A 17,851-nucleotide genomic window follows, 5' to 3' on the forward strand; every position below is an offset into this window, starting at 1 on the left:
AAAATACGCTTCGGCTCAACTCGCTTAACCTTTACAAGATAAGCAATTCGGTGAACAATAGTTCTTGTTTTACCAGAACCAGGGCCTGCTATCACTGCCATCGCTGGGTCTGAAGCTAGAACAATTTCTTTTTGAGCAGGATTTAGCACTTCTAGAATACGCTTGTAATCTTCTGGAAGAATAGGTTCGATAATATCTTTTCCAGAAAATTCGTACTTTGAAATAAATTCTTCTTTATTTGTGCCAAAGTAATCACTAACGAATTGCTGACGTTGTTCTGCTGACTTTAGTTTTCCATATTGCACCATGTAATGAGTGCGACGAGTTTGTTCATCATAGTGAGCTTCAACTTCATGGTAATGGCGTTTTACTGTGGAAACACTTGCATTTTTTATGACACGGATTTTCAACGACTGTTGAAAGAGATTCAGCCCATCACTTAATCGAATGATTTTTCTCTGGTGCAGCCATAAAAGAATAGCTTCTAACTCTTCATTATTCCAGTCAAGTTGAATTTTTTGGGTAACTTCTTTAGCAAGTTTACCTAATTCATACTTCAAAGGTAATCTTGCCCCTGTTGTATCTCCCAATGCTTGATATAAAACTTCCAATACTGTAGTTGTGAGAATTTTATGCTCAGGTAAATGCTCTGCAACTTCCATTTCTCCTAAGCGAATCACATCACTAGAAATTCTACTTAACTTTAACCATTTTTGAGCAACCCAACCTTCCAAAATATCTATGATGTTGGATGCTCTGATTTTTTTACTGTTGTCTGGGTCAAGTCGAGAAGCAAGTCCCCGCAGATTTATTTGTATTTCGTTTTCATTACCAAATAACTCATTAAGCGCTTGGAGTAATTGATCTTCTAACTGGCGAATGCGTTCATGATTATTACGGGCATCTCCTCTTACACCCTTGGTAATCACAAGTGTAATCGGTATTTCAAAAGAACAGACTTCAGCCTTTTGCAGTTCACGGATTCTGGCAGTCAGGTCATGTAAGCTAATTCCAGCTTCATCACTGAGGCGGTCGAGGGGAAACGGTTCATCGTTGCTATTACAATAAGCTTTCGCAATGTGCATTGCTTGAATCAGCCGCTCAAAGTTGTCTGCTTCAAACCGGGATAAATCCTTCATCCGGCTGTATTCCTCAAACTGCTCTATAGACTCAGCAAAGGTATTATGGCTTAGTTCAAATTCGATAAAGCTTGAAAAGTTCTCGGCTCGTTCTAATAAACCAAATTTTTCTAAGTAATGCAATCCTGCTTTTATCTTAGTATTTTGTTGTTCTGATTCTTCACCAAATTCTTCATCAAAGTCACCCATTTGATAAATTTCATTGGTTGTCACCCAAAACCAATCATCTCTAGCACTACCAAACGTACACTTACGAATATGTCTGGTCGAGATCAAGACATTTTTTAAATCTTGTTCGCTCAGTTGATTCAAACTTTGCAAACGAAAAACTGTATCAGCATCTTTTGGATCAAAGAGTAAAGTACAAATTGATGGCTCTCCATCACGTCCTGCCCGTCCAGCCTCTTGGATGTAACCTTCTAAATTGGCGCTCATGCAATGGTGAATGACAGCGCGTACATCTTTACGGTTTATGCCCATGCCAAAGGCACAAGTTGCAGTAACTACATTCAATTTACCTGATTTGAATTCTTGCAAAACTTGTTGTTTTTGTTCTTTTGCAAGTTTCCCATGATAATATTTAGCTTCAATGTGACTTTGTTTAAGAGTTTCTGCTAGCTTTTGGGCATTTTTACGTGTAGTAGTGTAAATCAGTGTACTACCACCTAGTTTGAGAGCTTCTTTGACTTGATTCAACAAAACTTGCTCTTTATTCCCTGCTACTGGAATCACATTAAAAGTTAGATTATCTCTTGTTGTTGCCCCATCAATTGTACGATTAATATTTAGTTCGTGTTGGGCAAATAGCTCTTTAATATCTTCAATAACAGCGACTGTTGCTGTTGCTGTCATCAAAGCTAACAAAGGCATTGCAATCTGCCGCTCTTGATATAATTCATAAATAAATTTCGGGATGTAACGGTAATCTGGTCGAAAATCGTGGCCCCATTGGCTAACACAGTGAGCTTCATCAATCACCCAAAGAACCGGAGGACGCTGTTCTAACAATGCTCGAATACTCATTGACCGCAATTGCTCTGGACTGATATACAGCAAACCTTTGGAACCAGAACGCAGTTCTGATAATCGCTGACGACGTTCTGCTGCTGAGAGATTACCATTAATGAAGGTGGCGAAGAAAAACCCAGCTTGTTCTAAATCTGCTACCTGATCTGCCATTAATGCTTGGAGCGGCGAAATCACGACAGTCAGCGCTTTGTGCCTTTCGTGGAACATGAAAGCTGGTAATTGATAGCATAAAGATTTACCACCACCAGTAGGCATTAGAACAAGCGGACGCTCATTATTAATGATTGCTTGCACAGCTTCTTCTTGCAAAGGTCGAAAACTGGGAATTTCAAAATATTCCAAGTAAGAGCTGATAGCGAATTCATCTGTACTTAAAGGACGCAAATTCTCAAGTACAGCTTGAAAACCATTTAAATGTCTGAGCCAATCACAAAAAACCTGCTTTGATTCATTGATATTGCACTCATAGTTCCAAGCCAGTAATCCCGCCACGCATAATCTTGTCTCAAAATCATAAGTTTGTGGACTAGACCATACCTGCTGCAAATAGGATTGATTTATTCCCTTTAGCATTGTGTCTGGCAGCATTTCTATCGTAGGTTGTTCAATCTTCAAACCAAGGCGATCGCTGAAAAATTGTTGATATGCAAGGTCTGCATCTTCGTAACCACAAGTAAGGAGCCAAATATATACCTGTTGTACTTCATCAGGCTTTTTAAATAGTGCTTCTAATTGTTGACCAAGTAATAATCGAGTTGCCTGTGCGTCTTCTAGAGGATTATTACTTGAATATTCACTTTGCTTATAATCTTTATTTAGCTTATGCGAATGCTGTAGAGGGAAAGCGAGTATTGATAGTTCTAAAGTGTCAATTATGTGCCAAGAAGATAATTGGGGTTCTTGCTCAATCAGATAAGGGTAATCAAAGCGGCGGAAGTTGTGACCGCATACTGCTAAATTACTATTTTTCAGCTTCTTCATTTCTTCGTAAGCTTGATTTAGATTCTCTTGATAAAAATCTTTTGTTAAGTTCAGAGATACCAATCCGATGCGGTATATATTATTTTCACTATTAATTTCTAAGTCTAAATAAGCATAAAATAAGTCAATATTTGATAAATCTTGCATGAGAATCCCTGATTAGATTGCTTTTTCGCAATTTCATTTCTAAAAAATTACTAACTAAACTTACCCTGACTTTGTTCAAAGATTTTAGCAACAAGTACTTATTTGTCAATAAATAGTACACAAATACTATGAATTGAACTTATGTATGCGTTGCCAATTCTGTTATGTAATTTGTAGCCTTCGGCTGATGAATTACAATCAAAGTCTTCAAAACAGGGCCTTGTTTTCAGTTTTCCCTCAGCAGTAGCGTTTCTAACACAAAAGCTCCCAAACCTAATCCTCACGCTAGATTTCCTACCAATGCCACACATCAGCAGAACTTTCGGCAGTAAGAGAGAAAATCGATTGGCTACGCTTTGCTTTAAGAGCGATGTCTACGACGGGCTGTCCGGTGTCGCTACTTTCTCATCCCCGGATTTCCTTACTAGCAACCAGTCTGTCACCTGCCAAAGTCCCAGTTAGGGGATTTGGTCAATGGAAACCCAAGCTCCAGCGACTTCCAAACTTTTGCGATCGCGGTTTCAGTCCCCGTGAGGGGATTTGGTCAATGGAAACTGACAGACATACTGCTAGTTCTTCCGCCCTTGGCAATCCTTGTTTCAGTCCCCGTGAGGGGATTTGGTCAATGGAAACCCCATACCCATCATCTCGCAAGCCAGGAATAATTTTTATGTTTCAGTCCCCGTGAGGGGATTTGGTCAATGGAAACTTTCTACAATTTGATTTTTGTCGATGTACACTGTTTGTTTCAGTCCCCGTGAGGGGATTTGGTCAATGGAAACCTATCAGCTAGTTCATCTGAACAAGTAAACCCTAGAGAAGTTTCAGTCCCCGTGAGGGGATTTGGTCAATGGAAACCTAAAGCATTAATCTGTTTGAGCATAGTTTTCTATGTTTCAGTCCCCGTGAGGGGATTTGGTCAATGGAAACATTAAAACCTATGGTTAGTTACCTATCTGCCACCTCAGGTTTCAGTCCCCGTGAGGGGATTTGGTCAATGGAAACCTCTGTATGCCCTGCATGGTGAATAACGATGATTGTTACTCCGTAAGGTTTCAGTCCCCGTGAGGGGATTTGGTCAATGGAAACAGTCTGGAGAAGCGATCGCTCGTTTATCCGATTTAATGTTTCAGTCCCCGTGAGGGGATTTGGTCAATGGAAACCTGAGGAGAACGGTGTAGATGAAAAGGGTGAAAGAAAGGTTTCAGTCCCCGTGAGGGGATTTGGTCAATGGAAACTTCGCGTGGTTCCATCCCTAGCTCTTGGCGAAGTTTCAGTCCCCGTGAGGGGATTTGGTCAATGGAAACCTAGTAAAACCATTACTGCGAAACAGATTTGTAACGGTTTCAGTCCCCGTGAGGGGATTTGGTCAATGGAAACTGACTAGTCAGCCTTTGTTTGCAAATAACGACAATGTGTTTCAGTCCCCGTGAGGGGATTTGGTCAATGGAAACTCATGTTGTTCTACTTTGACGCATTGGATGCCATGTTTCAGTCCCCGTGAGGGGATTTGGTCAATGGAAACAACAAGGTAGTTAGCGGCTTCAGATTCTTTTATGAGTTTCAGTCCCCGTGAGGGGATTTGGTCAATGGAAACTTGGGAGGAATATTCGGGGAAAGTTGCGAAAATTATGTGTTTCAGTCCCCGTGAGGGGATTTGGTCAATGGAAACATTATAGGAGAACGACTCGCTGCTTTTCCACAATCAACGTTTCAGTCCCCGTGAGGGGATTTGGTCAATGGAAACGTTATAGCACCTTTAATCTTGGCTTGAGTTTCAGTTAGTTTCAGTCCCCGTGAGTGGATTTGGTCAATGGAAACCAGTCGTTATGTTCATAGTTAAGTCCCCTAATAGGGGAGTTTCAGTCCCCGTGAGGGGATTTGGTCAATGGAAACCTGGGGAAATTATCGGATGGATGTATATGCCTGAATGTTTCAGTCCCCGTGAGGGGATTTGGTCAATGGAAACAAAAACCTATGAATTTGTAGTGAAAGGAATTTATGTTTCAGTCCCCGTGAGGGGATTTGGTCAATGGAAACAACAGTTAATCTAGATATTAGGAAATACGTAGAAGAAGTTTCAGTCCCCGTGAGGGGATTTGGTCAATGGAAACTTTGACCGTTAATCCAAGTACCATTCCTACTTTTATGTTTCAGTCCCCGTGAGGGGATTTGGTCAATGGAAACTGGGTTTCGTAGGCTTCAAAGCCTGATCCCCCTATGTTTCAGTCCCCGTGAGGGGATTTGGTCAATGGAAACCTGAGTCAACTGTGACGGGAGCTTCCACAGGAACCCACACACGTTTCAGTCCCCGTGAGGGGATTTGGTCAATGGAAACTTGCAAGCATGGCAAAAAATTGAGACTCGCAAAGCAGGTTTCAGTCCCCGTGAGGGGATTTGGTCAATGGAAACTAGCTTTTGATGGCAATGGTGACTATTTAATATCTAGTTTCAGTCCCCGTGAGGGGATTTGGTCAATGGAAACCCACTTTTTATGTAAGTTAGGCGACCTATAAATGCAGGTTTCAGTCCCCGTGAGGGGATTTGGTCAATGGAAACCTTGTTGAGACTCTCTCCTGTTCCTGGGTGGGTTATCAAGTTTCAGTCCCCGTGAGGGGATTTGGTCAATGGAAACTTAGTCTTCTGTCTATTTCTTCTTGTGATTTTATATGTTTCAGTCCCCGTGAGGGGATTTGGTCAATGGAAACCGCTCGGTGCTGAAACTTAATCAGAGCAGGCTTCCTGGGAGGCTTTTTGGCAGATCGGAAAAAAAGGTCATTTTCAGCCGCTCTTATTGCAACTAATTTGCAACTTCTTGAATTGTTGAAACGCTGTAATCATTTAATTGTCTAGGTTCTGGCGATTTTGGCAGAACCCCTAGGGTTTTAGACCCCGCTTCGATTTGCCAAACATCAATTTGATTACCCAATCATAAAACAATTACTTATACTTGTCCACAAGTAAAGGTTTTCAACTATTATTTTCTTGTTTTAGGGATTTTCTGGCTAATTTCACGTAAGTTTTCACGGTCGAGATCGGCATCTCTAAATCTTCGGCGATTACCTTCAATGATTCCCCCATTTCCCGCCGCGCCAAAATCGTTGCCCAGGTAACAGCAATTTTATCTGTTCGCTCCCCTCCTGTCCGTTTGCGTTGTGCAGTAAATAATTTTATCAGTTCCTCAATTCGCTCTCCCAGCAGATTTGTTAGCAATTGTATCGATTTACTCGTTTCCTGCTCTACCCAATCCAAACGAGTTTGTCCTAGCCCAAAAGTAGTTTTATGCCCTGTGCCGCAGTAAGGAGCCAACCGTACTAAAGCATAAAACAACTCACTAAATTCAAAGTTCCCGAAAGCTGCTTTTGTTAAACCTAATGAGATTGCACCTGTGAAACCTGTGACTGACCCACGCTTCCCTGCTGCCACTTTCTCTGATTCCAAACGGTGTTGATGAATAACCACCCCTTCATCTATCCATTTGAGAAAAGATTCTTGTTCTGCTGGCATCCCTGAAAAATCATTCCATCGCCGCAAATAACTATGGAAAAGGTTTTCTGGCACCGGCAAAGGGAAATGATTTCCCTTTCGACGAAAGCTTGTAGGTGAAATAAAACTGAGACTGATTGTAAAAGGTCTATTTGTCGATGGTGAGAGTAGTTGTTTGTAAGTAGTTGGTGCATAGGCTATGCTCACCTGTTTTATCTTTAGAGATGCACCTTTTAAATCTAACCTTTCTGGTAGTTGAGTTAACCAGTGTTTGAGAAACTCTGCTACCCGTTGAGATAAAGCATTCACGTGCCAATAGTAAATTTGATTCGCTTCTAATCGTAGTTGTTTGCCACTGGCAACTAGTTGACCTGACAGCGCTGAAATATTAAAGGGTTTTTCTGACTCTCCATCATGAAGGTAAGCTGAAAGGTCTGGGTCGAATTGTCTTACCTGCTCCAGAAACCATGCGTGCAGCCCAATCGTGTACTGCGAATAAAGCAAAGCAGAAGCACTTGACTCCAGTTCAAACACTAATCCCACCAATTCTGTCTCATCTGCCCATGTCACTACAGAAGCTACAGATTTTTGCTTTGGCTTTGGTTTACGACTAGTAGATGATGCTGCTCTTGGCATTGCTTAGGGCTTCACAAATAATGCTCAATATTGTACGCAATTTCCATCCTCTTTGACTTAACAAAAGGCAAACAACAATTAATTCTCCTGGCGATGAGTTAATTGTCGAAAACTAATTTGAACAACTGCGATCGCAATTACTTTTTGAAGTTTCAGTCCCCTTGCAGGGTAATAGGCTTTGGAAACAGAACAAACTTAATTCATAGTTAGCGGTAAGTTATCTGTTTCAGTCCCCTTGCGGGGTAATAGGCTTTGGAAACTTGAGTGCAATCTCTGCCTGAGAGTCTTTCCATCTTTTTGGTTTCAGTCCCCTTGCGGGGTAATAGGCTTTGGAAACACAAGGACGTAAACAGTTTCCAAATCAAATAGTTGTTTCAGTCCCCTTGCGGGGTAATAGGCTTTGGAAACATTTAGTCCTTACTCTTTTATAAACAGTGCAGAAACGTTTCAGTCCCCTTGCGGGGTAATAGGCTTTGGAAACGGTAGTTAGTCAGATAGCTGTGCTAATGCTTCTGAGGTTTCAGTCCCCTTGCGGGGTAATAGGCTTTGGAAACTTGAGGGTCGGCGTGGGCAAGTAGCAGAACAAATAGTTGTTTCAGTCCCCTTGCGGGGTAATAGGCTTTGGAAACCCCATCTACCCTCATTTCCAGCAGATAGTCTTAAGTTTCAGTCCCCTTGCGGGGTAATAGGCTTTGGAAACCTGGATTTTCCAAGTACATATCTTCCAACTCTCCCAAAATGTTTCAGTCCCCTTGCGGGGTAATAGGCTTTGGAAACCAGGTGAGTCTAGACCTTTACCGAGTGCTGATGAAAGTTTCAGTCCCCTTGCGGGGTAATAGGCTTTGGAAACTCAACGCCAAATAGTAGGAGCGAATTCGCTAAAATAGTTTCAGTCCCCTTGCGGGGTAATAGGCTTTGGAAACTAAGGCGAACATTGGGTCTGTTGCTGGTACTTCTGGTTTCAGTCCCCTTGCGGGGTAATAGGCTTTGGAAACTAGCGATCGCTGGCAGTAGCAAGGCTGATTTAGCATGTTTCAGTCCCCTTGCGGGGTAATAGGCTTTGGAAACTAAATATGCCACCTAGACCTAAAGGAAGACAGAATAGTTTCAGTCCCCTTGCGGGGTAATAGGCTTTGGAAACCCTTATATTAAGTTCCCGGTAAGGAAGCTCTCCAGCTATGTTTCAGTCCCCTTGCGGGGTAATAGGCTTTGGAAACCTAATTGGGGTAAATCTTGCTCTTTAATTTTCCTATGTTTCAGTCCCCTTGCGGGGTAATAGGCTTTGGAAACCTGGTGATCTTCCTGCAACAAATTTACTCATGCTGGTTTCAGTCCCCTTGCGGGGTAATAGGCTTTGGAAACCCAAAGTACAATTATTTTTATACTTACTGTTCCTGAGTTTCAGTCCCCTTGCGGGGTAATAGGCTTTGGAAACTTGAGATTATTAATGTTGAGCCTGCTCAAGTTGATGAGCGGTTTCAGTCCCCTTGCGGGGTAATAGGCTTTGGAAACTTAATAAATGTTGCTTGCCCTGACTCCCCAACTACGTTTCAGTCCCCTTGCGGGGTAATAGGCTTTGGAAACGTGAGAATCATGCAGGTGACTTCGATGGATTTATCGAAGCGTTTCAGTCCCCTTGCGGGGTAATAGGCTTTGGAAACCCTCGCCCATTCCAACTAGATGAATTGGCGGTAGTCAAGTTTCAGTCCCCTTGCGGGGTAATAGGCTTTGGAAACGTCAGAGATACCAACGCCTAGGACTTTCCCAAGCTGTTGTTTCAGTCCCCTTGCGGGGTAATAGGCTTTGGAAACCAAACCATTCAAGCCGATGGCGATAGAGTTTATCCAGGTTTCAGTCCCCTTGCGGGGTAATAGGCTTTGGAAACGCCATTGATACCAACGCCTTCGCACTGGCTGCACCAATCGTTTCAGTCCCCTTGCGGGGTAATAGGCTTTGGAAACTTTAGATATATTTAGTTAACTTAGAGGTTTCAGATAGATGTTTCAGTCCCCTTGCGGGGTAATAGGCTTTGGAAACCCCAGTTTCAGTTTATTAAGAATATGCAAGCCCAAGGATTGTTTCAGTCCCCTTGCGGGGTAATAGGCTTTGGAAACCTTAGATGACCCGATTTGATCGGGTCATCTAAGATGGATGTTTCAGTCCCCTTGCGGGGTAATAGGCTTTGGAAACCTCAGTCGCTCATCGCTGATTTTTACTCAGATTAGAAGCAGTTTCAGTCCCCTTGCGGGGTAATAGGCTTTGGAAACCTCATGATGATAATTTAGTACTCATAAAAGATGAAGTTTCAGTCCCCTTGCGGGGTAATAGGCTTTGGAAACACTAAAAGGAAACGGGACTCCTAAGTAATTTTACGGTTTCAGTCCCCTTGCGGGGTAATAGGCTTTGGAAACTTTAACAACTTCCCTCTGCGCGGTAGATTGTTCAGGTTTCAGTCCCCTTGCGGGGTAATAGGCTTTGGAAACGTCATCGAAAAAGAGTTAATTGACGCAACTAAACTGGTTTCAGTCCCCTTGCGGGGTAATAGGCTTTGGAAACGATTAGTTGCGATCGCTAGTTAACCTACAATGAATCGTTTCAGTCCCCTTGCGGGGTAATAGGCTTTGGAAACGGCTACGTACTCTTACATAGAGACAGTAGCTTTGTACAGTTTCAGTCCCCTTGCGGGGTAATAGGCTTTGGAAACCTCGCGTGTTGCGAAGCATACGAAGCCTGGGCACAAAGTTTCAGTCCCCTTGCGGGGTAATAGGCTTTGGAAACGCTGATAGTTATCAGCATTCAATATAGAGAAGAGTTGGTTTCAGTCCCCTTGCGGGGTAATAGGCTTTGGAAACGTGCGGAAGTCTTGAAACTCACTCTTGATGTTATTGAAGTTTCAGTCCCCTTGCGGGGTAATAGGCTTTGGAAACACAATAATTGCTGAGGATTTCTGATGGACAGAGGAAGTTTCAGTCCCCTTGCGGGGTAATAGGCTTTGGAAACTTTTTACTATCCTGGCACTTTCCCCGTGCCACTGAATGTTTCAGTCCCCTTGCGGGGTAATAGGCTTTGGAAACTCTTCTTGGCGATTCAGCCCTAGAATTTTGCATTTACTCTCGTTTCAGTCCCCTTGCGGGGTAATAGGCTTTGGAAACTATTTCCTAATATCTAGATTAACTGTTTCTTGGGAAAGTTTCAGTCCCCTTGCGGGGTAATAGGCTTTGGAAACCGCTCCATCTGAAACTGTTACGGAGCAAGCTTCCTGGGAAGGTTTTTGACGGATCGAAAAAAAAGGTCATTTTCAGCCGTTCTTATTGCAACTAATTTGCAACTTCCCGAATTGTTGAAACGCTGTAATTATTTACTTGTCAAGGTTCTGGCGATTTTGGCAGATCCCCCGGGTTTTTGACCCCGCTTCGACTTGCCAATTATCAAGCTGATTACATAATCATAAGACTATTGTTTCCTCTTGTCGAGGAATTTCTGAACCATAAGTAATTGTTCGTTTAATTGCACCTGCATCAAGTATATACAATCGTACTGAATCCTCTTCAGGCTTAACCAGTTTTTCTATTTTGGTTTGGAGGGTAGCAAATTGTACTGCTGTTAAAAAACACTCAAAAACGCTGTATTGCGTCCATTTTCCGTAACCTGACAACATTTTATGTAGGCGAGTACGACGTTTATTTGCAGCTTTGTTATCAGGCAGATCGTAAATAATCAAATAAAACAGGGTAGTCATTGTCAAATTTTTGGATAAATGATAATTAGCGTAAAGCTAAAGCTTTATATGGAATCCCTTCTTGTAAATGGCGACCTAATAGCCGCGCTTGTAATTCAATCGCTCGTCTATAAGTGCATCTGTACTCAAAAACAGGATGTTTAAATTCATCATTCATTTTGCGCTCGAACGCCTGTAAAAAAGTTTTCCTGGCAGTATCCTTCAGGCGATATGCACCTAAACTTTCGTTAAAATCGTCAGGTTGAATTTCATGTTTGTGCAATACAGCTAGTACTACATTGTCAGAAATCAAAGCACGAAATTCTTCCATTAAATCCAGAACCATTGCGGGCTGACCATGATGGACTTCGTGTAAATAACCAATATAAGGATCTAACCCAGCAACATGAACCGCAGCTGTTACTTGAACTCGCAACAAACCATAGGCAAAACTGAGAAGTGAATTCACAGGATCAGTAGGTGGACGACGATTTCGACCAGTAAATGTCCATTGCTTTCCAACCATCCGTGGCCAGCAGGCAAAATATTCGCGTGCAGCTAGACCTTCAATTCCTCTGACCTGATCTATGGTTTTTTGGCTTTTAACAAGACTTTTACGCTCTTTAAGAGGATTATCTCGCTCATTGTGACGATACAAAACCTGATATTGATTATGAATTTTGGCTGTCACAATTGCTTTTACTAATTCTAAACGTCCGACGGGATCGCTATATAGTTTATATTGTGCTAATCGCAATTGACCATTGCGCGAATAACCAGGAAGTGCAGAACCCAGATATTTACCAAAGCTAGAAAGATAGTGAACAGGCATACCTAATTCCAAAGCATAAACTAGAGCATCACCTGTGACTTGAGGGTTGCCCATCAAGACAACTTGTTCAACAGTTTGGGCTGCAACAGTCTGTTTTTTCCAAGAACCATCTGATTGTTTAAGAGCAACATTAAAAGCTTCGTAATTCTTGCTCAAAACGGCATCAGCCTGAGTTACGTAAAGTACTGACATTTTAGAGTGCTGGTAATGAGTTATGGTTGAAGAAGAATTCAGCTATTCTCAATGGGCTAAACGCCCCGCTATCCATGTACAGGAGTCAGAATGAAGACACTCGTTCGTGAAAGTCTCCCCTTGGGAAAAGACTCGCTATGAGTGCGGGATTCAGACCCGCCACTGTCTTATTGACCACTAAATATGCAGATTTAGTCTGGGTGCAAGAACGCCCTGGATTCATCCACCAGTTGCACAAAATACCTTTCCTGTATTCTGGCTCCTGACTCCTGAATTCTGTTTCGATAAAACTTATTAATTAATTTACTCCCGATGAAATTAATCCTCAGTTTCGGGAGTCATTGAACTTCGTAACTGTTTAACTTCAAAAGGCAGACAAATCTCTTTTAAACTGCATGAAAGACACTTTTTCATGTTATCAATCGGTACAGGCATAGTTGTTTGAGATGCAAGTTGAGCAAGAACAATTGCTTGCTCAGTCATTTGTCGTAGTTGAGGTGTAAATGCTACTGTCTGTCTTCTGCGGTTAGTATGATAAAAAATCTCACCATAAGCAAGGCAGCCTCCAGTACGTTCTTCTAGACACAAAGCTGCTGCACAAAGTTGAAAATGGTCATTAAGATGTTGTGCCATCTTCCCTTTTTTATATTCCACAGGGACAAGCTGACCATCGCATTCTTCAACTGCATCAATGATACCTGCGATCTTCAAGCGATCGCTCCACACCCACTGCTGCTGATGAATCAGCATCTCTCCTTCTTGAAGTGTTCCTTCTTCATTAATATTGCGGTGTATGTGGCGACCCAAGATAATATGCTCGTTATCTGACATTTCACCCAAGACATATTCAAGGTAAAATCTGCGTGGACAATATTCCCAGGCATTGAGGTATGCCAAAGGTAAGTAATCTTCATTCATCTTTTCGTTTGAATACGTATTTTTAGTTCAGCCCCGTAAGCGGGATTCAACCAATCTGACTTGCCCCATTCCCATCGCTGTTTTGCGCCCAACTCCCGCAAATGTTGCAAAATGAGCTAAGGTTGAGGCTATTCTTGCTTGTTGAAAATCTAAAAATCGATACTTTACCCATCCTTGGGCACCAATTTCTGCTCCACCTTCCATTTTTAAGGCATGGGTTTTGAGGTCATAAGCAGAAACTAAACCATTCCACTCAACTTCGGGAAATTGCAGTTCTGGCGGAGCAAATGTGTTCCAACGGCGCAATAGACTGTTAAAAACCAGTTCTGGTAGGGGGAAAGGCTGCACTCCTCCATTTTGCTTGAAGCTAGTAGGTGAAAAAAAGCGCAACTCAATTACGTTTTGGGTTGTTACCTGTACTAGTTTTTCAAAACTACTAGCTTGCACGATATCTATCGACTTCCCCAATTGGCAAGGTATGCCTGCCAGCATGATTGACTCTCCCAGGTTGGTACTTAATCCCCAAAGTAAAGGTGCTAGCAGTTCTTTTTTCAACAAGGTAATTTTCAATTGCATCTTTTGTGGAGAAACATACTGCATTGCCACAGTTAACGGTAAGGTATTTTGTTGATGTAAGTGTTCAGCTAAGGCAGTATCGGCATTAGCAAACCACTGAAAACATTGAGCATGAATGGCTCGTCCCAGTGTTAGCAGGGGCGCAGCAGATGCAACAGCAACTTGAATTATATGCAACGCATGGGAATCTACCTCAACCCCAGTTAGTTCATAGGGTTTTTGCCACCACTCCACCAAGGTATTCTGAGCAATCTGCTGATAAATAGATTGCATCAGATTTGGATATAAAGCTGAGTTTGGCAATACAGGCATAATTTTGGTAACACCTTCCTTAATCCGTAAAGGAATCCAAATTGGTAAAAGCCGGGTTTCTGATAGCCAAGAGTTTAATGAAGTGGGGCTAATTGAAGTTTCTACTTGTTTGAGAACTACGCTAAGTCCAGCGAATGTGGCTTCAGTATCTTTGGTAGATGTCATAACGGGCGCTTGTAGCAACAAGTCGTAAAGGTAAAAATCCAGGTTTAATTACTCGGTCTTTATCCAGTTGTGCTTTGTCAGTGGAAAAAGGATTGATTCGGTTAAAGGTAGCCTTTTCACCCAAATCATCCATTGGCTGTGCTGTAAAGCCAGTAATCAGATTTGGTTGAAATAATGGTTCAGAAGTTTCTTGTTTGTATTCTGGAAGATATTGAAAAAAACAGCCTCGTTTCCCAAAGTAGTTAATTAGAGCAAACAGCCGCTCTAGTTCTGCCAAGCGATCGCAACCACCACAACAAATTTGTAGATGTCCTTGTAAATGCACCCATTCCCGAAAAACAAACCCACCCTGCATAGGTAGTGTCGTCCGGCTCTTATCTGCCTTATCAGCAGTTTGATCATAGTAGCGAAGTTTGTAGCCGTTGCGATTCACAACCAATTGCTCTGGTGGCCAAATGTAAATTTGTAAGTCTCGAATCCAGATAAATTCGCTTTTAATCCATTGATCAAAATTACTTTGATGCTGCCTTCCTTTACTTTCCAACAACACTTTCAGCAACGCCATCTTGATCGCATAAGGAGTTGGCACTAGATTTGACCGAGCCGCCATGCTCGTTGCATCGGAGCGTTTGAGAGAGAATAGACTAACGGGCTGATAGGTGACGGTTAACCATTGGTTGGAGCTTGCTTTCACCTGCTCCTGTTTGGACAGTGAAGATTTTGATTTATTCGATGGCTTCGGCATTGTTACTCTCCCAAGGTTGCGATTGTTCAATTAGGGTTTGAATTTGTTCAGCGAACTGGGCAATTGTCTCAAAATCAAAGCAACGAATTGTATTTGCACCATTGAGATTATTTAGGGTGTCAGCCAAGCTATGAATTTGGCGGCTGTAACTTGCTGATAAGGGACTGAGCATTGGTGCGGGACAACGGCGAGTGCTAACAGTAATTACACCTTCAAAATGGTCAGGATGGGGTAAATGGGTATTGCGCTTTGCACCATTAGGTTGCAGGTAGGTATAAAGCACACTTTTTAGTAGGACATCTAGCCGTTTTTTGCGCTCAATAGGATCAATGCTGTAGCTAAAATTATGGGGATTGTAGCCAATGCGAAAAGCTTCAATATTGAGAACAGTTGCATATAAACCGGAACTTACCTGTACATTGTAAGGAGTTGGGTTATCTGTTCCATATTTCGCATGGAAGTAGCTCTGGGTTTTGACTAAGGTTGGTAAACCCACAGCTGCCCCAAACTCAATTACAGATTCCCGTTTTAGAGTTTGTCCACCCTTAACTGTCACCATAAATCCCTCTAAGTCGCTGATTGTGCAACGCTGGAGTACTTGGTTAGTTTTGGCAGTCAAATCTGTATCTGACTGTGTAAAAACCGGAAGTCCTTTTTCCAAGTCATAACCAATACGGTCAGGATGAAATTGCTTTCCCCCTTCTGAAAGTGTTAGTCCTTCCTGAATCGCAATCCGGTGCAGATGTTCTGCTTGGATATGTTTGAGCATATCGCCGGAAACTCCATTAACATATTCAGGTTCAGTCATGTCTTTCTGAATAATATAGTAGCGACGCGTTAGCGATTGATTGCCCTCATTTCCTTCATTATTCAGAGCATGAAGTTGCCAAGACAATGTACCACTAACTGAAATTGAATGAACGGGAAAATGTGTATTAGTCATTGTTGGATTCTCCTAAATTTTCAGTTGGTTCCAAGTTGTTTAAATCTTGCTCGTCATTAATATCCGCATTCTCATCTTCTAAATCCACTTCCTTCGCCTTTGTCCAACGGGCATACCCATAGGCAATCAACAAATTAGCAACCAGTACTGTGTCATAGTTTTCAACCAATTCAACTAATCGGTCTAGGTCTTCTTTGGTTGTCCAAACTCGTCTTAGGGATTTGCCTTCCTTAAGAAGTTGTTCCGATAAGCGTAAATTTTCTGCTTGGTATTTCGCCAGAAAATCAGTAATTTCGCTCAAAAAATCCTTCTTGGAGCCAGATTGACTGCTCAAACGTTGTGCCAATCCATAGGTGCGTTGCCAATCTAGTTCTATAACACCCTGTTGAGTTTTCACCTTCCCTGCATATACTGTTGCTTGATTAATTGCTTTGGCGATGCGGAGAAAGCTGGGGTCTGTAGTAATTTTGGTGAAATCTGTGTCTTTTTTAGTCATAGTGTTCAGTCCAGCAATTGAAAATAAACGGGGAGGTTTTGCTTTGGGATCTGCCAAGCGTTTAACTATGTAATCGGCGTAACTGGCCTGAAAACGAAAAAACCTACGAAGATTTGTCCCAGTAATAAAATCTCGATATGCAGCTAACAGTTCGCTGTGTCCCTCTTCCGCCGATAGGCTACCGATCACAAACAGATGCTCATTTAGAACCTTCAAATAATCTGTCAATTCCTCAGAATTTTCTGGTCTAATCCACCCAGGAAGCCCCAAGGTAAAAACTTCTTTGACACCATAAACCTGCCCTTTCGAGCCAAAGTGAGTGCCTACAAAGTTGCTGACAAAATGGTTAATCGGTTGCCATAGGTCAAAGTCATCTAGTTCTGCATCAACTTGAGATGGGTGACTATTGAGCAGTTGTTGACAAAACCGCAACACCAACTCTGCATCAAACCGGGCAATCCCATGTCCTCCAGAAGGTGGGTTATATTTGCGTAACTTATCTAACACCTCCCGATATTTGCTCAATTGAATATCTAATGGTTCTAACGCTACAACTCGCCAGTCATAAACTCGTTCGGCAATCTTGACTCGTTCAGCAACCCCAAAGCTAAATAATCCTCCCGCAATCAGCCATAAGCTTAACCAATCTGCTTTTTGAGAATCTACTTTGTTGCTATCCGCCTTGATGCGGTTAACTCCCTGAACTGATGTAGGCAGGTAAACCTTGACAGCACTGCCCTCTTGAGGCAAATGGCGACCAGTTGCTTGTTTGAATAACTCCGCAACCTGCTTAGTTTCTCCATTCAAGCTAGAGTAATTCTCCTGGCTAAAAGCTTGGAAGAGGGTAACAAGCAAAACGCCGTAGTGATCCTTGTTCTGCCAACCCAATTGCCACAGTTCGTTATGATTGCGATCGTGGCGCATGGAAGTTAGGACTACACCATTTTGAGTACTAGGATGGGGTGGAGCTGGTGCATCTTCATTAAATTGAACTTTGCCCCGTTGCTGAAATACATAATCTCGGTAGAGTTTTCGCGCATCGCTTTGTTCTACTGTGTCAAAGATAACTGTTTCCTGAGATATTTTGCTGATATCTGTCTTTTTACCTTTGACTGGTGGAAACGGGTTTGTGTAACTTAGTTTACCTATTGGTTCTAAATTGACAGCCTTCTTCAACTGGATGCAGTAGCGTGTCCCTTCATCCACAAGCTGAATGTCGGTTTTTTGGTTAGTCCCTTTCAGGGCATATTCTACAAGCTGCACCAGACCTAGCATTAGAAAGGTGTCGGCATAAGTGCCGATTTTTTTAGTGACAAATAGGCGCTCTATCATCTGGCGTTTTACCCATGAGCGTTGTGTACTTCCAAAGATTCTATACCCCATTGGAAGAGGGCTATTCCAATAAAATATGTCAGACCTTTCCCAATACGAAGCCTATTGATTAGAGTTAGAGCAAACTGATGCTTCCTTTGCTGTACTTGTGATGGCATACCTGCGGGCACAGGCGATAAACCAAGACTTCACTGGTCGATTCCG

At 42.3% G+C, this 17,851-nt stretch carries 9 protein-coding genes and 2 CRISPR repeat arrays; all 9 genes read right to left on the reverse strand.

The window, feature by feature from the left end:
* Positions 1–3,296, reverse strand: a 3,296-nt coding sequence (locus tag G1O98_RS02600) for a RecQ family ATP-dependent DNA helicase (protein WP_163927038.1), incomplete at its 3' end; no start/stop codon positions are given.
* Between the two features lie 445 nt (positions 3,297–3,741).
* Positions 3,742–6,004: direct repeats of the CRISPR family, unit length 37 nt; unit sequence GTTTCAGTCCCCGTGAGGGGATTTGGTCAATGGAAAC.
* A gap of 262 nt (positions 6,005–6,266) precedes the next feature.
* Entirely contained in the window at positions 6,267–7,418 is a 1,152-nt protein-coding gene (gene cas6 / locus G1O98_RS02605; protein ID WP_163927039.1) for a CRISPR-associated endoribonuclease Cas6, read from the reverse strand.
* Positions 7,419–7,567: 149 nt separating this feature from the next.
* Positions 7,568–10,644: a CRISPR direct-repeat array (repeat unit 37 nt; unit sequence GTTTCAGTCCCCTTGCGGGGTAATAGGCTTTGGAAAC).
* 219 nt (positions 10,645–10,863) lie between these two features.
* Positions 10,864–11,157: a CRISPR-associated endonuclease Cas2 gene (gene cas2, locus G1O98_RS02610; protein ID WP_163927040.1), complete on the reverse strand. Its 294-nt coding sequence runs from the start codon at positions 11,155–11,157 to the stop codon at positions 10,864–10,866.
* Positions 11,158–11,182: 25 nt separating this feature from the next.
* Positions 11,183–12,160, reverse strand: coding sequence for a type I-D CRISPR-associated endonuclease Cas1d (gene cas1d / locus G1O98_RS02615; protein WP_163927041.1), 978 nt, complete (start codon positions 12,158–12,160; stop codon positions 11,183–11,185).
* Between the two features lie 318 nt (positions 12,161–12,478).
* Positions 12,479–13,078 (reverse strand): CRISPR-associated protein Cas4, encoded by a 600-nt coding sequence (gene cas4 / locus G1O98_RS02620; protein WP_163927042.1) that lies wholly within the window; start codon positions 13,076–13,078, stop codon positions 12,479–12,481.
* Positions 13,079–13,105: 27 nt separating this feature from the next.
* The gene (cas6, locus tag G1O98_RS02625; RefSeq protein WP_163927043.1) at positions 13,106–14,131 is read right to left on the reverse strand and encodes a CRISPR system precrRNA processing endoribonuclease RAMP protein Cas6; all 1,026 of its coding nucleotides are present in this window, start codon (positions 14,129–14,131) and stop codon (positions 13,106–13,108) included.
* On the reverse strand, positions 14,109–14,876 hold the full coding sequence (locus tag G1O98_RS02630) for a hypothetical protein (RefSeq protein ID WP_163927044.1): 768 nt from the start codon (positions 14,874–14,876) through the stop codon (positions 14,109–14,111). The genes cas6 (G1O98_RS02625) and G1O98_RS02630 overlap by 23 nt, the downstream gene beginning before the upstream one ends.
* A complete protein-coding gene (locus tag G1O98_RS02635; RefSeq protein ID WP_163927045.1) occupies positions 14,857–15,819 on the reverse strand; it encodes a DevR family CRISPR-associated autoregulator in 963 nt (320 codons plus the stop codon). Before G1O98_RS02635 ends, G1O98_RS02630 begins: the two co-directional genes overlap by 20 nt.
* Positions 15,812–17,698 carry a hypothetical protein gene (locus tag G1O98_RS02640; RefSeq protein ID WP_202985776.1) on the reverse strand — a complete coding sequence of 629 codons (1,887 nt, stop codon included), beginning with the start codon at positions 17,696–17,698 and terminating at the stop codon, positions 15,812–15,814. The genes G1O98_RS02635 and G1O98_RS02640 overlap by 8 nt, the downstream gene beginning before the upstream one ends.
* Positions 17,699–17,851 lie beyond the last annotated feature (153 nt).

Source organism: Nostoc sp. UIC 10630, assembly GCF_010747425.1.
Classification (GTDB): Bacteria; Cyanobacteriota; Cyanobacteriia; order Cyanobacteriales; family Nostocaceae; genus Nostoc.